The organism is Flavihumibacter profundi (assembly GCF_020076305.1).
Classification (GTDB): Bacteria; Bacteroidota; Bacteroidia; order Chitinophagales; family Chitinophagaceae; genus Flavihumibacter; species Flavihumibacter profundi.
This window is the reverse complement of sequence record NZ_JAIQXE010000002.1, coordinates 830,354-850,964: the sequence shown is the minus strand read 5'-3', so window position 1 is coordinate 850,964 and position 20,611 is coordinate 830,354. Positions and strand designations below refer to the sequence as shown.

The following is a 20,611-nucleotide window of genomic DNA, read 5'->3' as shown; positions in this document are numbered from 1 at the left end:
TAAGCATATGCAACCACCATTTGTACTGGCTATTGGCGAGGCGCTTATTGATGCTGTTTCTACGGAATTCGTAACCGACCTCTCTGAGGCAAGGCAGGCAGACCTGAAACCAGGTGGCAGTCCAGCTAACTTATGCCGGTTCCTTAACCAATTGGGCACACCAGCTACACTTGTTGCGGCAGTCGGCAAGGATGCACTGGCACGCATTATCATTAACGACCTTAAAGCAAAAGGCATCGACAGCAGCAATATCATGCAGGTTCCCGACCAGCCTACCACACTAATATTGGTGGGAAAAAGCAAGGGGACTCCCGATTTCATTCCCTATCGCGGCGCAGACCAGTATATCGGTAAAGTTGGCGAAACGCTTATTCACGACTGTGCAATAATCCACACTACTGCATTTGCCCTCAGCAAGGAACCTGCACAAACCAGTATACTAACAGCAATGCATAAAGGAAAAAACCTGGGCAAAGTGATTAGTGTCGATTGGAATTATGCAGAAAAAATCTGGGGGACAAGTAATAATGCAAAACAGGTTTTTGAGGAACTGGTAAAATTATCCCCGCTTTTAAAATTCAGCCTGGATGATGCAGAGCGTTTTTTTGGGAGGCCAATGGATTCGGACACCGCAAAGGAAATACTGGGCAAATACAACACTACCATTTCCTGTTTAACCTGTGGAGGTGATGGTGCCTGGTACAGGCAGGGCACTGGTAACTGGAAACATGTTGCAGCGAAGCCGGTTGAGGTGAAAGACAGTACCGGTGCAGGGGATTCTTTCTGGGCCGGCTTTATGCATGCTTTCCTGGAAAAGCAAAGTACAGAAGCCTGTATTGAAAATGCCCTGGCAACTGCAGCCCGCAGGCTGGAAGGAAAATTACATTAATCAATCAGTATGAGAATATTGAAACACCCCATATTATTAATAGTCGCAATGGCCATTGCCGTTTCAGTTACAGCGCAGGAAAAAACCGTTATGCATTCAAAGAATTCGGCCATTTCCCTGGTAGTGCAAAATAACGAAGCGGGCAATGTGCAATACAGCATTACTTATAATGGCGAACCTGTAATCCTGCCTTCCGGAACAGGCTTTGTCTTTAACAAGCCTTCCCTGCGTCTTGACAGTTTTGAAACGATTGGTATAGACTCTTCAGCAAATGACGAAACCTGGGAACCGGTATGGGGTGAAGTGAAATCAATCCGGAATAGTTATAAAGAACTGACCTATGCCATGGCAGATAAGAAAGGTTCCGGCATAAGGGTGAATTTGATTTTCCGGGTATTTGATGATGGGGTTGGATTCAGGTATGAATTCCCACAGCAGGAAAAACTCGGGCATTTTATCATTGGTGATGAACTGACAGGTTTCCAGCTTACTGCAGACCATACCGCTTTCTGGATACCCGGTGATTACGATAGCAATGAATACCTATACAACACTACCCGGTTAAGCGCAGTTGATGCAACGAAAGCTGCAGCAAAGGAACCCGATATTGCCCTGAAAAGCCTGTACGGGCCAGATGCCGTACAAACACCACTATTGTTGAAAACGGATAAAGGCATTTATATCAATATTCATGAAGCAGCATTGGTCAATTACCCGGTTATGCAACTTAACCTTGACAAAGCGCATTTGTTGCTCAGCTCACACCTGGTGCCGGATGCCGCTGGCAATAAAGCCTACCTGCAAACCCCTTTCAAGACACCATGGCGCACTATAATTGTCAGTAACAAGGCAACAGACCTGCTGGCTTCCAAAATGATCCTGAACCTGAATGAACCTTCAGTTATCAGCGACCCTTCCTGGATCAAACCACAAAAATTTATCGGGATGTGGTGGGAAATGCATGTCGGAAAAGCCACATGGCCAAAAGCAGGCGGCAAGCATGGTGCAAACACCGGTAATGTGATGAAGTATATTGACTTTGCCGCAGCTAATGGATTTGATGGTGTATTGGTTGAAGGATGGAATGAAGGCTGGGAGGACTGGTTCGGTAACTGGAAAGAAAATGTATTCGACTTCGTAACCCCTTATCCCGATTACAATATTGACAGCCTCAGTGCCTATGCGAAAAAGAAAGGCGTACGACTGATCATGCACCACGAAACTTCAGGCTCGGTAACCAATTATGAACGCCATATGGATACTGCCTACAGGTTTATGCTGGAGCATGGAATCAATACAGTAAAAACAGGTTATGTAGGCCGCATCATTCCGCGTGGTGAATACCACGACGGGCAATGGATGGTTAATCATTTTCAGCGCGTGACTGATAAGACTGCCCATTATAAAATAATGGTCGATTCACATGAATCAGTGCGGCCAACAGGGTTGCATCGCACTTATCCCAATTGGCTGGCCAGTGAAGCCGCCAGGGGCAACGAGTTTAACAACGCGCCTGCACTCGGGCTAAGGCCGGAACATGAAACCATACTCCCCTTTACCCGCCTTATGGGTGGCCCTATGGATTATACGCCCGGTTATTTCCATTTCCAGTTAAACCAGTTTGACAGTACGCGCAAGACAAGAATCAGGACTACCCTGGCCAAACAGCTGGCCTTATTCGTAACTATGTACAGTCCATTACAGATGGCTGGCGACCTTCCGGAGAATTATGAACAATTCCCGGATGCATTCCAGTTTATAAAAGATGTGCCGGTTGATTGGGATGATACAAAGATTTTATCTGCTGAACCGGGCGATTATGTTGTTATAGCAAGGAAAGCAAAAGGCAGGGCTGATTGGTTTGCCGGTGCTGTAACGGATGAAAACAGCAGGTCCGTTGAATTTGATTTTAACTTCCTAGACCCTGGCTATAATTACCAGGCCATAATTTACAAGGATGCTGAAAATGCCAACTGGGAAACCAATCCTGCTGCTTATGCTATAGAAAAGAAAACAGTAACCAACAAAACAAAGTTATCCGTAAAACTGGCTAAGGGCGGAGGTGCGGCTATTGCTTTAACCAGGCTTGCATCGCAAGGTAAACGCCGTTAGTCCAGCCAAAGCCATCCTGGGCTGCATACTCACCTCCGCCGGCAGGTTGGCTGAGGTCAGCTACATTGTATTTTTCCATCAGCTTACCGGTTTCCCTGTAAACTTTTTCATTCAGGCCCATCCAGCGGTTGGCAATTTCCTTTGCCAATCCAATTTGTCCACAGCGGGCCAATCCAAGAACAGCCATCCATTCCAAAGGCGCCCAGCCATTTGGTGAATCCCACTGCTGCCCTGTTTGTAAGGTGGTAGTTTGCAAACCGCCGGGCTGCAATAATTTCTCGTTAACTATTACAGCAGCCTGCCTGCCAAGTACACTTAAATAACCCTGTCTTTGCGGGAAAAAACAAAAGGGGAAAAGCCCTGCAGCAGTGACCTGGTTCGATATTTTAAATTTGTGGAAATTATAATCGGTATAATATTTCAATTCAGTACTCCAGCAATATTTATCAATGGCTTGCCTGCGGCTTTCGGCTTTATTTTTAAATTCAGTGGCAATACTATCCTCTTTATTTATAATTTTTGCCCGTGATAGCACGGTTTCCAGGTTATACAACAAACTGTTCAGGTCAACAGGTATAATATCTGCAGTTTCAATAGTGGTAATATTTTTCCCGTCGGCAAACCAGCGACTGCTGAAATCCCAGCCGCTTGCTGCGCCAGCCCTGAGGTGCTGGTAAACCTCCGGTTTATTCCGCTTCGATTTCGTTGCAGTTTCAATATCTTCCCGGTAACTTTCCTGCCTTGGCAGGGATTGCTCATCCCAATACCTGTTAAGTAATGTACCGTCCTTTAATTTGACTACAGATTTCAGGGCATTACCTGGCTTCACTGTTTCGGCACCATCCATCCAATAGTTATACTCTTTTTCTAACTGTGGCAGGTAGGTTAAATAAACCTGGTCACCTTTTATTCCGGCCAGCAATTCAATCATCATAGCAAAAAAGGGGGGTTGCGAACGGCTTAGGTAGTAGGTCCTGTTACCATTTGGGATATGGCCATAAGTGTCGATCAGGAAGGCAAAGTTCTTTACCATATTCTCGACCATTTCATTTTCGCCGCTTTCTTTCAATCCAAGCATGGTAAAGTAGGAGTCCCAATAATAAACCTCCCTGAACCGGCCACCAGGAACAATATAAGGATTAGGCAGCGGAAGCAGCGATGAGCCCTTCACCGGAACGTCAGGATTTCGTTGAAGCAGTTTCCACAGATTTTTAATGTGTGCTGTGATGTCTTCGTTAGTTTTCGATGAATATTTTTCGGGAGGATTAGCCGGCAATTGAAAATTTTGTTCTATAAAAAGCGGGAGGGAAAATTTTACGGATGTGTTCTTTTTTGCAGTCCTGTAATCCTTTAAAATTTCAGCCGGGTCACGTTTTGGTATACAGTCTGCAAATGTCTTCCCGTCCGGAAATATCTTAGCCAGCTGCACATCAGTGAATAATTCGGCATAAATAATATCTGGCGCAGCCGGAGGCAATTCCTGGCAGATTCCGGACAAGGCTACAAAGATTGCAGCGAACAAAAGCAGGAATTGTTTCATGGCATAATTAATTACCTGAAATTACTAAAACTACAAGTGCAGGATAAACATTTTCCTGCCGGGTACGGAAACCAGGACTTTTATGCCAGGAGCCTCCGTAATGCCGGAATTGGGCTAACTTTACGGAAGCTAATGCAGCGAGCACAAAAACGGGATATTCTTCCCAGCAAGAAGAAAATATGTTAAGAGGGAGAAAATTTCTATCTGTACTTATACTTGGGATAATGAGCCTTTTGCTCCTCCTTTCCGTTTCCATACCCATTACATTCAATACAAAAGCACATGTACCTTTTCCGCTGGCAAAGACCATGGAGCAATTTACATCGGCCCAACAACTTCAAAAATGGTTCCTGCCTTTCGCTGGTTTAGACAGCAGCCAGTTTACCACCAGCCAGGCTCCGCAGGTTGAATTAAAAGGAAGTAATGAATCCCTTATCCTAACCTCTGCTAAACCGGGAAATATTGATTTATTATTTAAGGAATCAGGTTCCGAGCAGGATTACAAATTCCTGATTTCCCGGGACCAGAAAAAAAACATTGGTAGTATCGTTACCATGTCTATCAGCAATACTTTATGGAAAAGGATGATAGACCCTGACCCTATTGATGAAATTGTAATTAATAGTTTAAAAAACCTGGACAGGATCACCAACAATACAGAATTATACTACGGCTATTTAATAAAAAAACTAACGGTAACGGATAGTACTTTTTTATACGCCACTGCTGTTGTTAAGCGAAACCAAAAGGCCTCAGCCGTAAAAATTCTTTTTGATTCGTTATTTCAGTTTGCCGGACAGAATTATATCAATTATACCGGCAGGAGAATACTGTCTGCCAAACCACTAAACGATTCTGAAATGAGGATCTTTACCGGAATCGTTATCAATGGTCCAGCTACCATTGACCAGGATGAATCCGGAATATCAGTTAAAACCATGCATGCCGGGAAAGGCATGCTTGTTGCCGAATATAACGGAGTATACAAAAATATCAGCAGCGTATACAAAGCCCTTGAATCCTATAAGCGGGACAACCAGCTTGCCAGTATGGAATTGCCATTTGAGGAATTCCTCAATAACGGAAATAAGTTTGAGCCCGACGATACTGTTAATGTGAAAGTATGTTACCCGGTTTTCTGACCAATCCTGTTCTTATTTCGCAGAAAAGAATAAGGGCGTTTCATTATTTCGTGCGTACATGATGACCTTCTCCCCTTTTATTGTAAACAGGACAATATCTTTTGTAATTCCCGGAACCATAATACCAGATTTTTGGTCAGGAACCACTTGGAATGACCTTTTGCCATCATTAATAAGAAGGTGTCCAAAGCCCGCATCAATAGCACCAAACTGGGGTTGGAAATCAGACAGGTTACCACCTGTAACCAGGTCGGGCAAACCATCGCCGGTAATATCAGTTACCATAGCTGCATTTAATGAGGTCAATTGTATTTCAAGGGGCAGTAATCCCAGCTGGAATTTCCCATTACCCTCATTCCAGGCAACAAATGACCCGCATTCATTCAGCTCTTTTACAGTTGCCGACTGAACCAACTCCTTGCCAAAAAGGTCTTCGATTGATTTCCTGGCATACTCTTCGTGCTTGAGGTTTTGCTTTATAAGGGAAGGTAACTGGTCATTCAGTTCCCTTTTCATAAATACCGGCATATCGCGCCCATCAACCCTCCTGGTAAGAATTTTATCGACAGTTCCATTACCGTCAAAATCATTCATCCAAAGTTTAACTGGTTTGTCTGCAGTTGCTTTCAGGTAAAAATTCTTACCGATATTACCAAGCACCAAATCATTCTTACCGTCTTTATCCAGGTCAGCCACTCTTACTGATTGCCACCAGCCATTCATCTTTCCAAAATTGGCAGGAAGCTCAGCCAGCTGATCATTCACCACTGAATAAATAACCGGGGACATCCATTCGCCGACTATGATCAATTCCTTTTTTCCATCACCGGTAAGGTCTGCCCATACAGCATCAGTTACCATTCCCAGTGAAGCAAGGTTTTTATTATACCTGTCGGTAGCATCTGTAAAATGCCCTTTTCCATCATTTATGTAGATATAGCTCCTCGGGGAAATACCATATTGCCCTGGCACGGAACGGCTCCCTACAAATAGATCAAGGTCGCCGTCACCGTCTATATCGTTTGCAGCAGCTACTGCAATATTCATTTTATTTAAAGGGAAGGAATTAGGTTGCTCCGTAAACCTGCCATGACCATCATTGAGGTATAGGCGATGTGCATATCCGGCATTGTTTTCAGACTGCCTGTTTCCGCCGGATCCGATAAAAAGATCGGGATCTTTGTCATTGTCCGCATCAAAGAACAAAACAGCCACGTCCTCGCTGGCTTTGAAGTTCTCAAACACGGGCTGTTTATCCATTTGAAACCCTTTCCCTGTCTGAAGGTATAATTGACCTGGCTGGCCCGCAGCGCCCCCTGCGTAAAAATCCAATTTACCATCTCCGTTAACATCGGCCTGGGCAATATGCGGCCCCTCCCTCGAGAGCATAACGGGAATGTTCCTTTCATAATTAAAATCAATATAATCATCTTCCTTATGGGCTTCTATCCCACTAACCACCAATGGCGAAAAATAGGTGGCAGCCTTCGTTAATGCCGGTTGCCATTGCCGGGATGCTGACGCAATGTCCACGGTATGAAACTGGTTAATGGCGGGTTTTTGCAAAATGGACATAGTTTTATCGGGCCATATTACCTGGACTGAATCGGCGATTTTCCCACCCAATCCAAATTCAAGGGTATAATCCATTGATGACTGGAAACCCCGTGCAGGGAAAAGTTCCCTTGATAAAATATCTTTACCACTAAATACTTTCACCAGCGTTCCAACCGCAAAAGGATTTTGTTTTGCACCCTTCAGGCGGAACCCGATAAAATTATTATGGTTCAACTCCCTTGAATTATTCCGGTAAATAAAAGCAGGCTGGTTAACATTGTTCTCCACAAGGTCAAGGTCGCCATCATTATCGAGATCACCGTAAGCGGCGCCATTTGAAAAAGAAGGTGTAGACATACCCCATTTAGCAGCCACGTCTTCAAACTGAAGGTTCCCCTTATTGTGGAACATTTTATTTACGATAGGCTCTGAAGGCATTTTACTGATAATTTCAAGGATGTCTTCTTTCTTACCGGTTAAAACCATTTTCTGAATTACATCGTTGGCGAAAAAATCGATAAAATCCTGGTCAGTTACATTGTTGTAAATACCATTCGAAACATAAATATCATTCAGCCCGTCATTATCGGCATCAAAGAGCAAACCACCCCAGCTCCAGTCTGAAGCAGCGACATCACTATAGAATGCCGTCTCTAAAAACTGTCCATTCCCATTGCTAACCTGCAAGGTATTTTGCTGATACTGGTTAAAGAAACCGGTCGTTTGTTTTAAGTGCTGGATATCGGTATTCTCAAACGTTGTAGTAGTTTTCAAACGGATTTCATTATCGGGAAGCATTTCAGTAACAAAAATATCGGGATGGTCATCATTATTGATGTCGCCGATATCAACTCCCATGGAAGAATGGCTGATATGCTGGATCCGGTTTTCCAGGTCTTCCTTAAATGTTCCATTACCCTGGTTGATATAGAGGTAGTCTTTTTCGAAAAAATCATTCGAAATATAGATATCCGGGTAACGGTCACCGTTAACATCCCCAACTGCCACACCAAGGCCGAACCCGATCAGGCTGCTGTAAATATTTGCCTCCTTGCTAACGTCAACAAATTTACCGTTATCATTCCTAAGCAGGTGGTTACCACTGCCTTTCAGGTAATCAGGAACCTGCCAGTCTTCTGCCCTCAGGTTTCGTTTGCTGGCAGCATTAATTGTATTAACAGGAATCAGGCTGTTGTTCAGGATATAAGCATCCAGGTCACCATCGAGGTCGTAATCAAAAAAGACCGCCTGGGTTGAATACCCTGAATCTGCAAGACCATACTCTTTTGCCCTATCCGTAAAACTAAGGTCCTTATTGTTTATAAACAAAGCATTTTGGCGCAACTTTCCATCCTGGTATCCGGCATTACATACGTAAATATCCAGCCAGCCATCATTATTAACATCGGCCATTACAACACCTGTACTCCACTTTAATGCCTCGCCAATCCCGGCTTTTTCGGAAATATCTTCAAATTTGAAACCACCTTTATTCAGGAACAATTTATTACTGCCCATATTGGCTGTTAAAAACACATCGGGCAGCCCATCGTTATTGATATCTCCGATTGCGCACCCACCACCGTTATAAAAAGTTCGGTAATTGAAAATATTTAAATCGGTCGTATTATTAATTGTATTAGTAAACCTGATACCCGAATCTTCCACCAGGCTGAATGCGTTTTTTTTTGCAGGGGTCGGTCTGCAGCCCGCGAGCACTATCGCCAATAAAAAAACTGCTCCAGCTAATCTCATGATTGTACAAACTAAAACAAAAAAATGGTTACATTATACAAAGACCTGTGCTAGTTATCAAAACAGTAACTTATTTTTCCAAAACTATAAACAGTACCCCATCATCCACCCAAACAGCTATTGTGGCCAGAGTAACGATAAAAGACATTGCCAGGCAACTGCACATTAACCCTTCTACGGTATCGCGGGCCCTGCGCGGCCACCCCGATGTAAGCGGGCCAATGAAAGAATCCGTAAAACAACTGGCTGAAAAACTGGGCTACAAACCCAATTTTATGGCCATCAACCTGAGAAGGGGCAGAACCCATACTATTGGACTTATCATTCCTGAAATCGCCCCGTTTTTCTTCCCGTCTTTAATTAAGGCAATAGAGGAAGCAACACATGAAAAAGGGTACAACCTGCTGATACTGCATTCCAATGATCAAATAGACAGGGAAATTGAAAATGCAGAGATCTGCATGAATATGGGGGTTGATGGTGTATTGGTTTCCTTATCAAGGCAGAGCCAGGATATTGAACATTTCCAGGAATTGCAATCTGGCGGCACACCCATTGTTTTTTTAGACAAGGTAATAACGAACAGCAATTCCCACAAAGTGGTGATGCCCGGAGAGGCAGCAACTGGAATGGCCATTTCCAGGCTGCTTGCCGACCTGCCTGTTGCAAGGAATATTACTGGTTTTTTCGCCGCCCCCCGCTTGTCAATCACCGAAGATCGTATCCTTGGATTTCGTAAGGCATTGCAGGAGCACGGGGTTCCGGAACACGGGATCAATTTTGAAACAGCTGATAACCCGGGGCAGGCGCAGCAAAAGATGCTTGATCTTTGGAACAGTCCCCAAAAACCAGAAGCAGTTTTTGCCATGAGCGATGAATTGCTTTCGGGTATTGTACAGGCTGTTTATCAATTGGGCATCAAAATACCTGATGACCTTTACCTGGTATCCATCAGCGATGGATGGCTGCCCCAATTCCTGCCTTTTCCATTGCCCTATGTAAAAACTTCTGGCTATGAACTTGGCAAAGCATCCGCGGCACTTCTTTTTAAGCTGATTATGAAATTGCCCATATTACCCCAAACGCATTACATCGACGTCAGGATGGAAAGTAACCGTCCTTAAATGGCATAACGCCGCAAAGCATCAACCAGTTCGAATTCCGGATTAAGGCCCGGGCTTTTTTGTGATTCCTTTTATAATAGAATCGGGTCAGCTGCGTTAGCTTAGCTGCGAAACCACCACATATGAAAGCAATTGGCGCGATTTTAATTATTATTAGTTTTTTAAACCTGGCCCAAAATACCCAGGCCCAGGCCATCACCGGGATCTGGAGGGGAAAAATAAAAGGCATCCCTACGGAATTAAAACTTGTAAAAAATGGCGACCAGCTGGTTGGTGTAGTTTACTATTACCATGGAAAAAACAAGGTCAAACGATATAGTGTAAAAGGGAATTTTGATCCCCGGACGAATTCAGTCATTTGGTGGGATGAACTTTTACTGGAAGGCCCATCGTCTAAAAAAAGTTTGTTAATAGGTCCCGACCCCGAAGCGCAAATGACAGTTGCTGATTTTAATTGCCCGGGATCGGAAGAAATGTACCTTGATGGCAACAGTACTTCCCGCGATAACAAGAACCAGCAAAATGGTATTGTTCATTTGGAGAAAACAGACAAAACCCAATTTCCCGATGAATGGGATTATGTGATCGACAATTATTTTACAGGAGGCAATGATCCGCAGCTGATTGATAGTATCAGCCAATATGGATTAGCGACAAAAATTCCGGAAGAAAAACCGCTTCAGCCCCTGGCACTGGCCTCAACTCCTGCCCAGCCCACAGCAACAAATCCACCCGCTGTTGCTGAGGCAGCGGCAGTTGCTGAAACGGCCGGCCAGGACGTTATTGAACGGAAGTTCAATAGCCGGAAAAATGTTTTGCAAACTGTAATCCCGATTACTGCTAAAACCATTGAGCTCCGGTTTTACGATAACGCTGAAGTGGATGGTGACTCTATTGCCCTCTTCCTGAACGGGAGGATGTTACTTAAAAATATCAGGCTTACCGACCAGCCTTACACCGTTAAAATTGATGTAGCCGAACTTGCTGCAGATAACGAACTGGTTATGGTTGCAGAAAACCTGGGGAGCATACCGCCAAATACATCCTTTATGGTGGCAATTGTTGGCGACAAACGATACGAGGCAAGATTGTATGCCAATGAAAAAAGCAGCGCACTGATCAGGATCGTTCAGCCAAAACCGGGAGAATAAAACAACTAATTTCCCCTATTGCTGTAACCTAAATGGGCAGAACATCGTCAAGTAAAGAAAAAAATGATTGCCAGAATTATCGCCTGCGTGTTATTCTTGTCACCAATCTTGTCAACCGCCCAAAAAATCAACTGGCCAGCCATAAACAATACGAAATCTGATAAGGTTTTATATGCAGATGGATACCAACCTGTAAAAACATTATTATTAGGGACTTTTCACTTCGATTATCCAAACCTCGATGCCCATAAAATAGACAGTTCGAAAATGATCAATATCCTTGATACCCGGCGGCAGCAGGAAGTGCGTCAGGTAGTTGAAGTACTCAAACAAATGAAGCCCACAAGGATTTACGTTGAAGCAAAGAAACAGTCAAAACTCGATTCACTTTACAATGCCTACCTGTCTGGAAATTATACTTTAGGGCGGGACGAAATAGACCAGCTTGCTTTTCGCCTGGCAAAAGAATCAGGCGTAAAAAAATTGTATGCAGTTGATGCTTCCAATTTTGCTGAAGACCACGAAAAAGAATACCCGTGGATTGATAGTTTATGGAACCAAAGCATCCCCGTAGATTCTACACTTGACAAAAAATGGAATACAGACTATGCAAAATTATATGCAACGGGCGATTCACTTGAACTAAAAATGACCATCCTCGAATCTTTACTTGTAACAGCCAATCGCGCCAACATGCAAAGAATGCATGGCCATTACCTGAGTGTGGGATTTAATACTACAGATGAAAAGGGACCAGACGCATTATCTATCTGGTGGTTCAACAGGAATCTCCGTATTTTCAACAAAATCCTGCAAACAAAACCAAAAAGTGAGGACCGTATTCTTGTCATATTTGGAGCCGGACATATCCCTATCCTGAGACAATGTTTTGAATCATCACCACAATTTGAAATCGTAGAATTGGAACAATTAGCACGGCAATATGAACAACTTAGCACTCAAAAAAAACTATAAGAAACAATTAATTCCTGTAAATAAAAAAATCCCGTTTTGCAACGGGATCAATTCTTTTCGGGCGATAACCTTAACTGTAGTTTTTCGGATTAACTGGATTTTTTTTCAACAACAGCTTTTCGTGGATAGGATCAGGCTATTTCAATAGATTCGGATAATTAGCTTTCAATGGATCGGATTCGGGATTCAGGATAAGGGTGAATTTTTACAAGGATAGTGGATTAGTTCGTTCCTGATACAAAGATGTAAAACACCAACCCCAATCTGAAATCTGTTCGATTAATTGCCGGAAACCATCGATTTTCGGGTAAAAAACACGGTTTACCGCTGGTTTACAGTACTACGTTTATCATCTTATTTTTTACATAAATGATCTTTTTGGGCGTTTTCCCATCAAGCCATTTCTTCACAGTCTCATCTTCCAGTATTATAGCTTCAACCTGCTGCTGGGTCGCATCCAGAGAAATGGTGATTTCAGCCCTGGTTTTACCATTGATGGCAACCGGATATGCTTTGGCCGATTCTTTTACATACTTCTCTTCAAAAATGGGATATGAGGCATCCAGGATACTGCCTGAATTGCCAGTCAGTTGCCAGAGTTCTTCTGCAATATGCGGTGCATATGGGGTAAGCAGGATAAGCAATTGATCCAAAATCACTTTTTTCCTGCATTTGAGGTCGCTCAGCTCATTCACACAAATCATAAAGCTGCTCACGCCGGTATTGAAAGAAAACCTTTCGGTATCATCTTCGATTTTCCGTATGGCCCGGTGCAATACCTTCAATTCTTCGGCAGTTGCCGGTTCGTTGTTTACGACAACACCTTTTTGTTCATCAATAAACAAGCGCCATAGTTTCTTTAAAAACCGGTGTACCCCTTCTATTCCCTTTGTATCCCAGGGTTTACTAATTTCCACAGGCCCAAGGAACATTTCATACATCCGGAAAGTATCCGCCCCAAAACGATCTACAATCTGGTCGGGGTTTACCGTATTGAATTTCGACTTGGACATTTTCTCCACTTCATTTCCGCAGAGGTATTTGCCATCTTCCAGTATAAATTCAGCCTGGGAAAAATCTGGTTTCCAGTTTTTGAACGCGGCCATATCCAGTTCGTAACCATCTACAATATTTACATCAACATGCAGTTTATCTAACTGCTTTTGCTGGTAGGTTTCCTCCTCTTCAAGCAATCCCCTTGATACAAAAGTATGGGTACCGTGAATCCGGTAAACAAAGCGGCTGCTTCCCTGGATCATACCCTGGTTCACCAGTTTCTTATAAGGTTCATCATGGCCAATATAACCCAGGTCGAAAAGGGCTTTTGTCCACATACGGCTATACAGCAAATGCCCTACCGCATGCTCTGTTCCCCCGATATACAAATCCACCTGGCCCCAGTAATCACTGACTTTCCGGTCACAGAAAGACTGGTTATTATGGGGATCCATATAGCGTAAAAAATACCATGATGACCCGGCATAACCAGGCATTGTATTCGTTTCCAGTTCCCGAGCCACCCATTCCGGAATATTGGCAAGGGGTCCCTCGCCATCAGGACCGGGTTTATAATTATCCACGTAAGGCAATTCAAGGGGCAATTCTGATTCAGGTAAAGGAACCGCCACGCCATCTTTCCATTGAACAGGGAATGGTTCACCCCAATAACGCTGACGGCTAAATGCCGCGTCACGCATTTTATAATTGACTTTCCGTTTACCAATGCCCATTGCTTCAATCCGGTCATTCACAATGCTAATGGCATCGCGCATAAGCACGCCGTTCAGGAATTCACTGTTTTCAAGGATGGCATCCTTGGTAGGATTTGCGTCCCGGCCATTATAATGGGTTCCTATAATATTGGTGACCGGAATATTAAAATGCTCAGCAAATTTATGGTCACGTTCATCACCGCAAGGAACGGCCATAATAGCTCCAGTTCCATATCCGGCCAATACATATTCGGAAATCCAGATGGGTATCTTACGGCCGTTAAAAGGGTTGATGGCATATGCGCCAGTGAAAACACCGCTGATCTTTTTTTCAGCCATCCTTTCCCGTTCGCTCCTGCTTTTTACATAAGCGAGGTATTCTTCAACAGCACTTGCCTGTGCTGCAGATTTCAAATGATCAACTATATCAAGCTCCGGGGCAACCACCATGAAATCTACCCCGAAAATTGTATCGGGCCTTGTTGTATAAACACGTAAATTACCCACTGCTTCCTGCTCACTGCTTACTTTGAAATCTATTTCAGCCCCATAACTCTTACCAATCCAGTTGGTTTGCATTTCCTTCATGGCATCACTGAAATCGACCTGTTCAAGGCCTTCGAGCAGGCGATCGGCGTATTCAGTAATCCTCAGGTACCATTGCCTTAACCTCTTCCTTTCCACAGGATAACCACCTCTTTCACTTACGCCATTCACCACTTCATCATTGGCCAGCACGGTTCCAAGTGCTTCGCACCAGTTCACTTCACCATAACCGCAAAATGCAAGGCGATAATCCATCAGGATTTCCTGCTGCCTTTTGGGGGTGAACGACTTCCATTCTTCCCCTGAAAAAACCAGTGCATTATTAGCAGGACACACATGTTCCTGGTTACCTGCTTTTTCAAAACTTTCCACCAGCTGGCTAATGGGTGTTGCCTTTGCCGTATGCCTGTTAAAAAAGGAATTAAATAATTGCAGGAAGATCCATTGGGTCCATTTATAATAGGAAGGATCAGAAGTACGGACCTCGCGGTCCCAGTCAAAACAAAACCCGATGTTATCCAGTTGCTTCCTGAAATTTGAAATATTCTGTTCAGTGCTTACCGCCGGATGAACACCATGCTCAATGGCATATTGTTCCGCAGGCAGGCCGAAAGCATCATAACCCATTGGGTGAAGCACATTGAAACCTTTCAGCCTTTTGAACCGGCTATAGATATCACTGGCAATATAGCCGAGTGGATGCCCCACATGAAGTCCTGCACCACTTGGGTAAGGGAACATATCCAGGACATAACACTTTGGTTTCGATGATTCATTGGATACCTTATAAGCATTGGTTGCCTTCCAATGCGCCTGCCATTTCTGTTCTATCTGCCGGAAACTATACTCCATTAATATTAAAATTGTTGTACTACCACTTGCTTAAGGGAATGTGAAAGTAGACTTAAATCCTTGCCTATTTCCAGCAAAGCCGCAATATTACAGCTGGTAGCCATCGTTTAGTGGGCGACAAAAATACAAACTGAACCGCTAAAACCGCTATTTTTGTCCATATCGTTACAGTACTAACCCACTGAAAATTGTAAACATGTCTCAAATCGGAAAATCATCCGCCAAACGTTCACAGCCCTCCTATTTCATGTCGATATTGGGCGTTTCGTTGGTGCTATTCATTTTAGGATTGCTTGGCTGGATTGTGATCAATGCCAATAAGCTGGGGCAATATTTCAAGGAAAATGTTGAAGTAAGGGTATACCTGAGAGAAAATATTTCACCAAAAGACAGTGCTGCCCTTGTTCAATATATTGCCAACAAGCCATATGTAAAAGAATACGAATATATTACGAAAGAGCTGGCTAAGGAGAAATTTGTAGCTGACGGAAATGAGGACTGGAAAAATATCCTGGATGCTAATCCATTGCCGGCGAGCATTGATTTCAAGTTGCGTAACCAATATGTAAATAGTGATACACTTATTGCGATCAAAGCCGACCTGCAACAAAATATTGGTGTAAATGATGTGCAGTATCCGCGTTCCCTGGTAGATAACCTGAATGAAAACGTACGTAAAATCAGCCTGATCCTGTTGATTATTGCCATTACCCTATGCGTGGTAGTTATTGTGCTGATCGATAACACAATCCGTCTGGCCATGTTCAGCAACCGTTTCCTGATTAAAACCATGCAGATGGTTGGCGCAACACGTGGTTTCATAGCCAAGCCAATGGATTTCAGGGCAATTATTAACGGTGCCATTTCAGGGATTATAGCCCTGGCCGGTATCATAGCCCTTGTGCTTTTCGCTGAACAACAACTTCCGGAATTGAAAGCCATGCGTGATAATTCATGGTTAATTATGCTGGGATCTGGTATAATCATTTTAGGAATCCTGATATCTTTGCTCAGTACCCACAGAAGCGTAATCAAATACCTTAAAATGAAACTGGATGAGCTTTATTAGTGGATCTTTCACCATTCACTATTCACCATTCACCATTCACTAAAAAATATTCCCCCGATCATTATGTCAAAAAAAGAAACAAAACAAAGTGGCAATGTTGCCCACACTTCCGAAAGCCTTTTTGGAAAGGAAAATTATACCTGGATGCTTGCCGGTATTATTGTAATTGCCATTGGAATGATTGTAATGTCCGGGGGGAAAAGTTCCAATCCCGCAGTCTTTGACCAGAAAGAGGTTTACAGCACAACCCGTATTACAATTGCTCCTTTGCTGATTATAGCCGGACTGGCTATAGAGGTAATAGCCATCTTCAAAAAGTCCAAAGCCTGACCTACCCCACATGAATATTTTTGAAGCCATCGCAGTGGCCATTGTTGAGGGACTGACTGAATTCCTGCCAGTTTCTTCAACAGGGCACATGATTATCCTCAGCTCATTATTGGGGATCCACAAAGAAGAGTTTACCAAACTATTCGAAGTTGCGATCCAATTAGGGGCCATATTAGCTGTTGTAGTACTATACTGGAAGAAATTCATCGATTTTAAAAGCTGGGCTTTTTATGTAAAGCTGGCAATAGCTGTAATCCCTGCTTTGGTGCTGGGCTTTTTATTTTCCAACCAGATTGATGCATTGCTTGAAAGTCCGTTAACGGTAGCTATTACCCTCCTGCTTGGTGGTATTATACTGATATTTATTGACCGGGCTTTTCAACGACCTGCAACAAACGAAGAAAAGGAAATCAGTTCAGGCAAAGCCTTTGTGATCGGGTGCTGGCAGTGCCTGGCTATGATACCCGGGGTAAGCAGAAGTGCTGCATCCATTATTGGCGGGATGCAACAAAAACTAACCAGGTCACTTGCAGCAGAATTTTCTTTTTTCCTCGCCGTTCCGACAATGGCAGCGGCAACCGGGTATTCCCTTGTGATCAAAAAATGGCCCAACCCGGCAGGTGGCGTGCAAAAAGGGTATGAATTATTGATGAACTCCCGGGAGAATTTAATTGCCTTTATTACAGGAAATATCGTTGCTTTTGTTGTAGCCCTGCTGGCTATTAAATTTTTCATTGGCTTTTTACAGAAACATGGATTTAAATGGTTTGGTTATTACAGGATTGTTGCAGGCCTAATTCTTCTTATATTGCTGTTCACGAATGTGATCCATAACTAGGTTTCAAACCAAACCATTTCATGCAAACTGCCTCCAAAAAAGTAATTAATGGCTGGGCTATGTACGATTGGGCGAACAGCGCCTATAACCTGGTAATTACTTCCACTATTTTCCCTGCTTACTATGTTGGCATTACCAGCAATGGTAATTCTGCCGGCAAGCACTATGTTGATTTTTTTGGCAGAAAATTCGTAAACACTGCATTAATGGATTACGCATTATCTGTGGTGTTCCTGTTGGTTGCGCTTAGCTCCCCTATATTATCTTCAATTGCAGATTACCGCAGAAATAAAAAAGTATACCTGCGCTGGTTTTGTTTTATGGGATCTGCAGCATGCCTCGGACTGTTTTTTTTCACCCCGGGGAATATTGAATATGGCATTATCCTATTTGCGATTGCCGCGTTGGGATTCTGGTCCAGCCTGGTATTTTACAATTCTTACCTGCCGGATATTGCAGCACCTGAAGACCAGGACAGGGTGAGCGCCAAAGGATATGCGCTTGGTTATATCGGCAGTGTATTATTGCAGATCGTTTGCTTTATTATCATCTTAAAACCTGCTCTTTTCGGATTAGATGAAACCGACAAAACCATCGGGGCAAGAATATCCTTTTTACTGGTCGGGTTGTGGTGGTTTGGATTTGCCCAACTAACACTAAGGGTTTTGCCGTTAAGCAGCAAGCAGGAAAGAAAGTCAAAAAAACACGTATTGGTGAATGGCTTCCATGAATTAAGGATAGTGTGGGGCCAATTAAAAGAAATGGCGGTGCTCAGGCGCTATTTACTGGCATTTTTCCTTTACAGTATGGGAGTTCAAACTGTTATGCTGGTAGCTGCCGGCTTTGGTAAAAAGGAAATATTCCCTAACCCGGAAGACGAACCAAAATTGCTGGTAACTATCATCCTCATCCAGATTGTGGCTATTTGCGGAGCTATAGGCATGAGCAGGTTATCGAAAAGAATTGGCAACCTTTGGGTATTAATCATTGCAGTGGTCACCTGGATTGTCATTTGCATTGCCGGTTATTTTGTAAGGACCCAGGCTGAATTTTATATATTAGCCTGTTTTGTGGGCCTGGTGATGGGTGGCATACAAAGTATGAGTCGCAGCACCTATTCAAAATTGCTCCCGCAAACACAAGACACTACCTCTTTTTTCAGCTTTTATGATGTAACTGAAAAGATCGCCATTGTAATTGGTATTTTCACATTCGGTTATATGGAAGAATTAACCGGCAGCATGCGGAATTCGATTGTTGCCCTTGGATTTTTTTTCCTGCTAGGCCTGCTTGCTTTATTGTATACAAAAAAAGTTTACGATCAACACTATGCAGTTACACACCATTAATACCGGCAATTTCAAACTCGACGGTGGCGCTATGTTTGGGGTAGTCCCCAAAAGCATCTGGAGCAAACTGGTTCCGGCAGATGAAAAAAATCTATGTTCCTGGGCAATGCGTTGCCTCCTGGTAGAAGACGGAAAGCGGTTGATCCTGATTGACAATGGCATTGGGGACAAGCAGGACGCCAAATTCCTGGGCCATTATTATTTGCACGGTAATGACAGCCTGGATAAATCACTGCAAAAAAAAGGATTTTCAAGGGATGATATCACTGACGTTATCCTTACACATTTGCATTTTGACCATTGCGGCGGCAGTATTATCCGGGAAGGCGACAAACTTGTACCAGCCTTTAAAAATGCAGTTTACTGGAGCAATGAAGGGCACTGGAATTGGGCCACCCATCCCAATGATCGCGAGAAAGCTTCCTTCCTGAAGGAAAATATACTACCTATAAAAGAAAGTGGCCAACTCAGGTTTATTGACAGTCCGGCAGCAAAAAAAATCGACCTCGCTGATCCACATGCTGTTCATCCTGAATTATTATCGATGCCCTTCTCAGAACAAATCAGCCTGAGATTTGTGAATGGACATACCCATTCAATGATGCTTCCGCAGATCAGTTATAAAGGCCGGGAAATTGTATTTATGGCAGACCTTCTACCGTCAGTGGCGCATATCCCCTTACCTTATATTATGGCTTACGATATGTTTCCGCTGGCTACATTGAGTGAAAAAAAATCATTCCTGGCAGAAGCGCAACAAAAGAATTATGTTCTTTTTTTTGAACATGACACTGAGCATGAATGCTGCGACCTTGAACTAACGGAGAAAGGCATACGCCATGGGAAAACATTCCGGCTTGAGGACCTGTAATCAATCCATTTCCAGCAAAGAAGTCAACGGATAGCGCAGGTTCCGGTATTTCATCATATCTACTTTCACGCTACCAACACTAATCGGGCTTTCAACGCGCAAGGGAATTCTGTTACCATCATCGCTAACCCAAACTTCCATTTTTTCCCCGCCCTCAAAAATAGTTCCTTTAACAAGCAGGGGCTTAAACCGTATGGCCTTGAATTTGCCGTATTTCGTATGGATAATTTCCCTACCCATATACCGGATATACAGGTTATAGGTTTCATTATCAAGGAACATGGTAAAAGGAATTTTGTCACCTGCCTTATACTTGTCAAAGTCAATATTCCTGGCGTAATAAACACTACTTACAACATCCTGGACACAATTAGGAACACTGAATGTACCGGTATTGGTAATTGCCTTATTCGCCTGGTGATCAAAGTTGACCAGTTGGTATTTTTTATACCCGCCTTCATTAATATTCCTGACAAAGCGGTACGGCTGGAGGGAACCTGTATCAATATAAGTTTCATATCGGTCGCGCACCTTAAAAAAGCTATCATAAAAACTATAGGTCTTACCCTCACCGGTTATATGATAAACCGGTTGATCATTCAATTTCTGGAGGTCAACGAGGAAACTGGCTTCACCTGCGCCGATAAACATATTTGCCAAAGTATAGAATACCTTAAAAGTAGTGGCCTCGCCATTTTGGAAAGTGATATTTCTTATGCCGCAAAATTCATCACCTGCATCAAGCCTGATTGAAAACAACAATGAAAATATGATGATCAGAAAAAAACTTCTCATTAGT

At 43.3% G+C, this 20,611-nt stretch carries 15 protein-coding genes; 11 read left to right on the top strand and 4 right to left on the bottom strand.

From position 1 onward, the window contains the following. Positions 1-7: 7 nt before the first annotated feature. The gene (locus LAQ65_RS13500; RefSeq protein ID WP_224117502.1) at positions 8-889 is read left to right on the top strand and encodes a carbohydrate kinase family protein; all 882 of its coding nucleotides are present in this window, start codon (positions 8-10) and stop codon (positions 887-889) included. Positions 890-898: 9 nt separating this feature from the next. Continuing rightward, complete coding sequence (locus tag LAQ65_RS13495; RefSeq protein ID WP_224117501.1) at positions 899-3,001, top strand: glycoside hydrolase family 97 protein; 2,103 nt, start codon at positions 899-901, stop codon at positions 2,999-3,001. Here LAQ65_RS13495 and treA read toward each other — a convergent pair. Next, the gene (treA, locus tag LAQ65_RS13490; protein ID WP_224117500.1) at positions 2,958-4,541 is read right to left on the bottom strand and encodes an alpha,alpha-trehalase TreA; all 1,584 of its coding nucleotides are present in this window, start codon (positions 4,539-4,541) and stop codon (positions 2,958-2,960) included. The two genes, LAQ65_RS13495 and treA, sit on opposite strands and share 44 nt — an antisense overlap. A gap of 224 nt (positions 4,542-4,765) precedes the next feature. On the opposite strand from treA, the gene LAQ65_RS13485 reads away from it, so the two are divergent. After that, positions 4,766-5,683: a hypothetical protein gene (locus LAQ65_RS13485; protein WP_224117499.1), complete on the top strand. Its 918-nt coding sequence runs from the start codon at positions 4,766-4,768 to the stop codon at positions 5,681-5,683. Between the two features lie 12 nt (positions 5,684-5,695). On the opposite strand, the gene LAQ65_RS13480 is transcribed toward LAQ65_RS13485, so the two are convergent. Beyond that, positions 5,696-8,995 carry a VCBS repeat-containing protein gene (locus LAQ65_RS13480; RefSeq protein ID WP_224117498.1) on the bottom strand — a complete coding sequence of 1,100 codons (3,300 nt, stop codon included), beginning with the start codon at positions 8,993-8,995 and terminating at the stop codon, positions 5,696-5,698. Positions 8,996-9,117: 122 nt separating this feature from the next. Between LAQ65_RS13480 and LAQ65_RS13475 the strand changes: the two genes are divergently transcribed. The 3 genes from LAQ65_RS13475 to LAQ65_RS13465 all read left to right on the top strand — a co-directional run bounded on the left by LAQ65_RS13475 (position 9,118) and on the right by LAQ65_RS13465 (position 12,245). Continuing rightward, a complete protein-coding gene (locus tag LAQ65_RS13475; RefSeq protein ID WP_224117497.1) occupies positions 9,118-10,119 on the top strand; it encodes a LacI family DNA-binding transcriptional regulator in 1,002 nt (333 codons plus the stop codon). Positions 10,120-10,241: 122 nt separating this feature from the next. After that, entirely contained in the window at positions 10,242-11,270 is a 1,029-nt protein-coding gene (locus LAQ65_RS13470; protein WP_224117496.1) for a hypothetical protein, read from the top strand. 63 nt (positions 11,271-11,333) lie between these two features. Next, positions 11,334-12,245, top strand: coding sequence for a DUF5694 domain-containing protein (locus LAQ65_RS13465; RefSeq protein ID WP_224117495.1), 912 nt, complete (start codon positions 11,334-11,336; stop codon positions 12,243-12,245). 332 nt (positions 12,246-12,577) lie between these two features. Here LAQ65_RS13465 and leuS read toward each other — a convergent pair whose 3' ends face one another. Further along, positions 12,578-15,355 carry a leucine--tRNA ligase gene (gene leuS, locus LAQ65_RS13460; protein WP_224117494.1) on the bottom strand — a complete coding sequence of 926 codons (2,778 nt, stop codon included), beginning with the start codon at positions 15,353-15,355 and terminating at the stop codon, positions 12,578-12,580. Between the two features lie 196 nt (positions 15,356-15,551). Between leuS and LAQ65_RS13455 the strand changes: the two genes are divergently transcribed. The 5 genes from LAQ65_RS13455 to LAQ65_RS13435 all read left to right on the top strand — a co-directional run bounded on the left by LAQ65_RS13455 (position 15,552) and on the right by LAQ65_RS13435 (position 19,812). Next, a complete protein-coding gene (locus tag LAQ65_RS13455; RefSeq protein WP_224117493.1) occupies positions 15,552-16,424 on the top strand; it encodes a cell division protein FtsX in 873 nt (290 codons plus the stop codon). A 63-nt stretch (positions 16,425-16,487) separates the two neighbouring features. Continuing rightward, positions 16,488-16,754: a DUF3098 domain-containing protein gene (locus tag LAQ65_RS13450; protein WP_224117492.1), complete on the top strand. Its 267-nt coding sequence runs from the start codon at positions 16,488-16,490 to the stop codon at positions 16,752-16,754. Positions 16,755-16,764: 10 nt separating this feature from the next. Beyond that, the gene (locus LAQ65_RS13445; protein WP_224117491.1) at positions 16,765-17,592 is read left to right on the top strand and encodes an undecaprenyl-diphosphate phosphatase; all 828 of its coding nucleotides are present in this window, start codon (positions 16,765-16,767) and stop codon (positions 17,590-17,592) included. 20 nt (positions 17,593-17,612) lie between these two features. Next, a complete protein-coding gene (locus LAQ65_RS13440) occupies positions 17,613-18,941 on the top strand; it encodes an MFS transporter (RefSeq protein ID WP_224117490.1) in 1,329 nt (442 codons plus the stop codon). Further along, a complete protein-coding gene (locus LAQ65_RS13435; protein ID WP_224117489.1) occupies positions 18,922-19,812 on the top strand; it encodes an MBL fold metallo-hydrolase in 891 nt (296 codons plus the stop codon). The genes LAQ65_RS13440 and LAQ65_RS13435 overlap by 20 nt, the downstream gene beginning before the upstream one ends. Here the strand turns inward: LAQ65_RS13435 and LAQ65_RS13430 are convergent, their stop codons facing one another. Then, positions 19,813-20,607: a DUF3108 domain-containing protein gene (locus tag LAQ65_RS13430; RefSeq protein ID WP_224117488.1), complete on the bottom strand. Its 795-nt coding sequence runs from the start codon at positions 20,605-20,607 to the stop codon at positions 19,813-19,815. Positions 20,608-20,611: the final 4 nt, after the last annotated feature.

What these genes read in the sequence shown, in the direction of transcription:
- LAQ65_RS13500 (WP_224117502.1), top strand. Translation starts at nt 8, where the DNA reads ATGCAACCACCATTTGTACTGGCTATTGGCGAGGCGCTTATTGATGCT.
- LAQ65_RS13495 (WP_224117501.1), top strand. Translation starts at nt 899, where the DNA reads ATGAGAATATTGAAACACCCCATATTATTAATAGTCGCAATGGCCATT.
- treA (WP_224117500.1), bottom strand. Translation starts at nt 4,541, where the DNA reads ATGAAACAATTCCTGCTTTTGTTCGCTGCAATCTTTGTAGCCTTGTCC.
- LAQ65_RS13485 (WP_224117499.1), top strand. Translation starts at nt 4,766, where the DNA reads ATGAGCCTTTTGCTCCTCCTTTCCGTTTCCATACCCATTACATTCAAT.
- LAQ65_RS13480 (WP_224117498.1), bottom strand. Translation starts at nt 8,995, where the DNA reads ATGAGATTAGCTGGAGCAGTTTTTTTATTGGCGATAGTGCTCGCGGGC.
- LAQ65_RS13470 (WP_224117496.1), top strand. Translation starts at nt 10,242, where the DNA reads ATGAAAGCAATTGGCGCGATTTTAATTATTATTAGTTTTTTAAACCTG.
- LAQ65_RS13465 (WP_224117495.1), top strand. Translation starts at nt 11,334, where the DNA reads ATGATTGCCAGAATTATCGCCTGCGTGTTATTCTTGTCACCAATCTTG.
- leuS (WP_224117494.1), bottom strand. Translation starts at nt 15,355, where the DNA reads ATGGAGTATAGTTTCCGGCAGATAGAACAGAAATGGCAGGCGCATTGG.
- LAQ65_RS13455 (WP_224117493.1), top strand. Translation starts at nt 15,552, where the DNA reads ATGTCTCAAATCGGAAAATCATCCGCCAAACGTTCACAGCCCTCCTAT.
- LAQ65_RS13450 (WP_224117492.1), top strand. Translation starts at nt 16,488, where the DNA reads ATGTCAAAAAAAGAAACAAAACAAAGTGGCAATGTTGCCCACACTTCC.
- LAQ65_RS13445 (WP_224117491.1), top strand. Translation starts at nt 16,765, where the DNA reads ATGAATATTTTTGAAGCCATCGCAGTGGCCATTGTTGAGGGACTGACT.
- LAQ65_RS13440 (WP_224117490.1), top strand. Translation starts at nt 17,613, where the DNA reads ATGCAAACTGCCTCCAAAAAAGTAATTAATGGCTGGGCTATGTACGAT.
- LAQ65_RS13435 (WP_224117489.1), top strand. Translation starts at nt 18,922, where the DNA reads ATGCAGTTACACACCATTAATACCGGCAATTTCAAACTCGACGGTGGC.
- LAQ65_RS13430 (WP_224117488.1), bottom strand. Translation starts at nt 20,607, where the DNA reads ATGAGAAGTTTTTTTCTGATCATCATATTTTCATTGTTGTTTTCAATC.